General features: G+C 73.5%; 1 protein-coding gene. It reads right to left on the minus strand.

All coding sequences use genetic code 11. The features are described from left to right. Positions 1-25: 25 nt before the first annotated feature. Entirely contained in the window at positions 26-793 is a 768-nt protein-coding gene (locus G5C65_RS37875) for a TSUP family transporter (protein ID WP_165303615.1), read from the minus strand. Between the last annotated feature and the right edge of the window lie 66 nt (positions 794-859).

Here is an 859-nt window from a genome sequence, read left to right on the forward strand (position 1 = left end):
GCACTCCACCCCGTCCCGCCCCGGCTCAGCGCAGCACGAGCTGCGCGATCGCGATGACTCCCACGGCCACGATCACGCCCCGCAGGGCTCCGGGGGCCAGCTTGCGTCCTATCCGGGCGCCGAGCTGGCCCCCGAGCGCTGAGCCGACGGCGATGAGGAGAACAGCCGTCCAGTCGAACGCGGCGACGAAGAGGAAGAAGAGCGCGGAGACCCCGTTCACACCCGCGGTCAGCACGTTCTTGACCGCGTTGAGACGCTGCAGGGTCTCCTGGAGCAGCAGGCCCATGGCGCCGATGTAGATGATGCCCTGGGCGGCCCCGAAGTAGCCGCCGTACACACTGGCGGCGAGGATCCCGGCCTGGAGCGCGGGACCGCCGTACGGGCGGGCCTCGGTGCCGTTGCGCCGGCGGCGGTCCTGGACGGCGCGGGAGAGGCGGGGCTGCAGTACCACGAGCACCAGGGAGATGCCGACCAGGGCCGGCACGATGGCGTCGAAGGCGCTGGAGGGGAGCGTGACCAGGAGGGCCGCGCCGACGAGCCCGCCGAGCAGGGCCGCGGCGGCGAGGCGCAGCACGCGCGGGCCCTGGCCGCGCAGCTCGGCGCGGTAGCCGATGGCGCCGCTGACCGAGCCGGGCACCAGGCCGAGCGAGTTGGAGACGTTGGCGGTGACGGGGGACATGCCCGTGGCGAGGAGCACCGGGAAGGTGATCAGGGTGCCGGAGCCGACGACGGTGTTGATGGTGCCGGCCCCGATGCCCGCGGCGAAGACGGCCAGGCACTCCCAGATGGTCACGTGCTCCCCCTCGGGCGGTCGGTGTCAGTAGCACCGATCATGCCCGAGGGGCGGGACGGGCGGAGC

The sequence above is a fragment of the Streptomyces boncukensis genome, from assembly GCF_011045075.1.
Classification (GTDB): Bacteria; Actinomycetota; Actinomycetes; order Streptomycetales; family Streptomycetaceae; genus Streptomyces; species Streptomyces boncukensis.